The organism is Erwinia sp. MYb416, assembly GCF_037479575.1.
GTDB lineage: Bacteria > Pseudomonadota > Gammaproteobacteria > Enterobacterales > Enterobacteriaceae > Erwinia > Erwinia rhapontici.
This window is the reverse complement of record NZ_JBBGYT010000215.1, coordinates 460-3,805: the sequence shown is the minus strand read 5'-3', so window position 1 is coordinate 3,805 and position 3,346 is coordinate 460. Positions and strand designations below refer to the sequence as shown.

At 51.0% G+C, this 3,346-nt stretch carries 6 protein-coding genes; 1 reads left to right on the top strand and 5 read right to left on the bottom strand.

What is annotated here, in order from left to right; all coding sequences use genetic code 11:
- Positions 1 to 79 (top strand): multicopper oxidase domain-containing protein (locus WH277_RS28625; protein WP_445235300.1); only part of this gene is annotated, 79 nt, incomplete at its 5' end.
- A 97-nt stretch (positions 80 to 176) separates the two neighbouring features.
- Here the strand turns inward: WH277_RS28625 and WH277_RS01990 are convergent.
- From WH277_RS01990 to WH277_RS01970, 5 genes are all read right to left on the bottom strand, one after another.
- Positions 177 to 725 carry a fimbrial protein gene (locus WH277_RS01990; protein ID WP_339455274.1) on the bottom strand — a complete coding sequence of 183 codons (549 nt, stop codon included), beginning with the start codon at positions 723 to 725 and terminating at the stop codon, positions 177 to 179.
- A 13-nt stretch (positions 726 to 738) separates the two neighbouring features.
- Entirely contained in the window at positions 739 to 1,212 is a 474-nt protein-coding gene (locus WH277_RS01985; protein ID WP_339484974.1) for a fimbrial protein, read from the bottom strand.
- 17 nt (positions 1,213 to 1,229) lie between these two features.
- Positions 1,230 to 1,730 carry a fimbrial protein gene (locus tag WH277_RS01980; protein WP_339455272.1) on the bottom strand — a complete coding sequence of 167 codons (501 nt, stop codon included), beginning with the start codon at positions 1,728 to 1,730 and terminating at the stop codon, positions 1,230 to 1,232.
- A gap of 182 nt (positions 1,731 to 1,912) precedes the next feature.
- Positions 1,913 to 2,662, bottom strand: a complete 750-nt coding sequence (locus tag WH277_RS01975; protein ID WP_445235261.1) for a fimbria/pilus periplasmic chaperone — start codon at positions 2,660 to 2,662, stop codon at positions 1,913 to 1,915.
- Positions 2,663 to 2,734: 72 nt separating this feature from the next.
- The coding region (locus tag WH277_RS01970) for a fimbria/pilus outer membrane usher protein (RefSeq protein WP_339504092.1) at positions 2,735 to 3,346 on the bottom strand (612 nt) is incomplete at its 5' end.

Here is a 3,346-nt window from a genome sequence, read left to right as displayed (position 1 = left end):
CGCCAATGCTTATATGGCGCACTGCCATCTGCTGGAGCATGAAGATACCGGCATGATGCTGGGCTTTACCGTGGCGTAGCGACGTGTTGCCACGACAGGCTGCAAAGAGCGGGGCGCATGAATGGCCCCCGATTTTTGCGTGATGGATGCCTGAAACGCATTGTTCGTTACAGGCGTTACTCATATTCCAGGCGAAAAGTGGCCACTGCACTAAAGGGGCCACGCTCAATGGTTTTTTTTGCGATTGCCTCAGGTTCACCCTGTATATAAGCTTTAAAGGCGATTAGGTTACTGCCTGCCATCAGGATAGATTTTTGTCCGGCCAGGTTTAACGGCAACGGTTTGCCTTGCCGGGTTTCCATGCCTATCGCAATGCCATTGGCCTGGCTGGCAGCATCCAGGGCTAATAATCCAGGCAATTGCGGGTTTTCATTGCCAATGAATGTAACGGTAAGTGTGTTGCCCTGATTCAGGTTACATGCCGTCAGATGAATTTCAAAGGGTTGCCCACGCGTTCGCTTATTCAGATACAGATATTTGTCGATCACCGAGCCAAAGTCCAGTTGCAGGTTCTCTTCCCCCGGTGGTATGACACAGGGTTCTGCCACCAGGGCGCCGCGTAAATGCACGTTGTCCTCCGCCAGAACGGCAAAGCTGGATAACAATAATAATCCCGCTATTTCCAGGCTTGTTTTGCTTCTGCCGTCTTTAGGATCGTGCTTCATCTGTTACCGTCCATCATTGATATTCTGCCTTTAATGTTGCCGTGGCCGAAAATACTCCCACTTTTAAGTTTGCGCCCGGCTTTTTGACCGGAACCGCTTTCAGTGTAGGGGGCACTTTGGGGTCGATCACTAACGGGATGTCCAGAACGAAAGGCTTATCGTTTTGCAATACCTGGATGCCCAAATCAGCCATATTGGTTTGGATTGCTGCGTTATTATAGGTCGTTTTTTTTCCACTCAGTGTGAACATCACGTCCATTCCGGTCACCCCTTTTTCACAGGTAATGGAGTAACTCAGGGTCTTCAGGTAGTTCACTCCGTCCACTTTGTGGACCCCCAGCTGGTCACCAAAATTGACATCTACCTTATCTCCCCCGTTAATTTTGCAGGGCGGCGGCCCAATCAGCGTACCGCTAAATAGCATATTATCTGCGGCATACAATGGCCGGCTGAGTATTAGCAATAAGCTATAGAGTAAAAATCGCATAGTCAGTTTGTTCCTTTTCAATGGTATGTCACCGTCATGGTTGCTGCGGCCGAAAATTTCCCAGCCTGCAGCGTCATGCCGGGGGATTTCACCGGCACCGCCTGTAACTTCGGCAGGTTGGGATAAGTAAACTTAATCTCACTGTTGAGTGTCACTGGCTGCCCATTGCTGAGAAATTCGATACCTAAGATCTCCTTATCAGTACCCAGAATATCCTTGCCAAAACGGGCCTTTGTACCTTTTATACTAATGGACATGTCATTGGCGGTTGTATTGGTACATTTAATGTCGAACAGCACGTTTTTTTTATAGTTGTCGCCGTTCACCTTATAGGTCAGGACCTCGCCAAAATCCACTTCGATCGGTCGTTTGCCATTGATCTCACAGGAAGGTGAGGGGATGACATCCACACTCAAACTCAATCGGTAGGCTGATGAAACCTGTGGGCTGATCAGTAACCAAGCCACACCCAGACCCGCTGCCCACGCTTTTGACCATAAACGCTTTGAACTTATCATTGGCTCCTTACCCCTCTATCAGCCTGAAGTTCAGTTGTGCCAGAGACAAGCCGCCCTGTAACGCGCCTTTGTGTTGTGGCGCCACGAGACCTTTTCCCCAACATTAATAACAATGCGGGTTCAGGCCGCACCAGACACACCTTGTGTTTCCGTCAACGGCAATGCCATGTCCCGGTTCCGCATTAGTGACTGCTATTGGCTGGTGTTGCCACGCAACTGCTGGCTTTGCAGCTAAATTGCAACTGGGGACGAGCGCCGTAGTCATTGATGTAAGTCAGTACCGGGCTGTTACCCAGTGAGCTCACTCCCGCTGTCATCAAGCTCTGGCCATTGGGTTCCACCATCAACGGTTGAAACTCTTTTGCTGATTCGCCTTTTGCGGACGCTTTGGCATCTACCAGGGTGATGAAATAAGGTGTTGGATTGTTCACCATGTACTTGCCACCCTGTTTAGTTAAGGTGATTTGCTCCTGCCACGGCGTGTCCCCTGACATAATCTCCAGTGGTTCAGGTCGGTAGAACATTTTGATGCGCGTCTGCAGGGCTATCTGTAAGGTATTGGGTTTATCAGTGCGCGGTGGGATCTCTCTCAGGTTGAAGTAAAAGAGTGATTCCCGGTCCTGTGGCAATTGTGCGGCAGCGGGCAGGCCCTGAACTTTCACCTGGCTTTTAGCACCAGGCTCAATACGCTGCACCGGCGGCAGCACCGCCAGCGGAGAGGTGATCTTGTTACCCTGTGCATCCTCAATCCAGCCTTGAGCCAGATAAGGCAGTTGTTTGTTCTCATTGCTGACATTCAGGCTGATCGATTTTTGGCTACCGTTATAAACCACACGGGTGCGGTCCAGAGCGATAGCGGCAAAAGCCGATTGTGCGGTCAAAGCACATAATATAGCGCCAGCGATCAATGGTGTTTTCATCTTCAGTTTCATTTCACTCGTTCTCAATAAAATAGTATTCAGTTGTGATGCGTCATATGCATCAAGCGTCTCTGTCCAAAGGGCTTATTCGCTTAGCAAATGGCACGGCAGCAATAAGCCTGTCAGGCTGCTGTTCGATAGCTCTTCAGGTAAGTCGAATGCACATTGTGCTCTTCCACTCCAGTGCACTGTCATGGCTTCACCGGCTTTAATACCGCTCAGGTACACGCTACCGCCGTCGTCGACGATGCCGACATCTTGCTTTTTCAGGTTCAGAACCGTTGCGCCAAACGGTGGAACCGAACCATCGGCAAGGCGGATCACCGCCATCGCTTTTGCCCCAGAGATCACATCGAATTTCCGGTAGCCAATAGCACCCTCAGTCAGAGTCAGCTGCACAACCGAGTTCATCGCTTCCGCATCATCCGGCAGTGTGTTCAGATCGATACTGACCCGGTTACGGTGATAGCTGCCCACATCGGAAACTGCCGCTTTGCCAAAATAGTTGGACAGCGTCGTTGCGCCATAGCCCTGAATAGGGATCCCCGCGACACCACCGGTGTCGAGCAGTATTCGGGTCCCTCCCATGCTGCCAGAACGGTGCAATGCCGCCCCCTTCAGCGTGGCAGTCGCCCCTCCCTGGAATGACAAGCCTGCAGTGGCATAACGTCCTTCCTGATAGCTGGCATTTGCGTT

Coding starts and splice junctions, on each gene's coding strand:
- WH277_RS01990 (WP_339455274.1), bottom strand. CDS start 725: ATGAAGCACGATCCTAAAGACGGCAGAAGCAAAACAAGCCTGGAAATA.
- WH277_RS01985 (WP_339484974.1), bottom strand. CDS start 1,212: ATGCGATTTTTACTCTATAGCTTATTGCTAATACTCAGCCGGCCATTG.
- WH277_RS01980 (WP_339455272.1), bottom strand. CDS start 1,730: ATGATAAGTTCAAAGCGTTTATGGTCAAAAGCGTGGGCAGCGGGTCTG.
- WH277_RS01975 (WP_445235261.1), bottom strand. CDS start 2,662: ATGAAACTGAAGATGAAAACACCATTGATCGCTGGCGCTATATTATGT.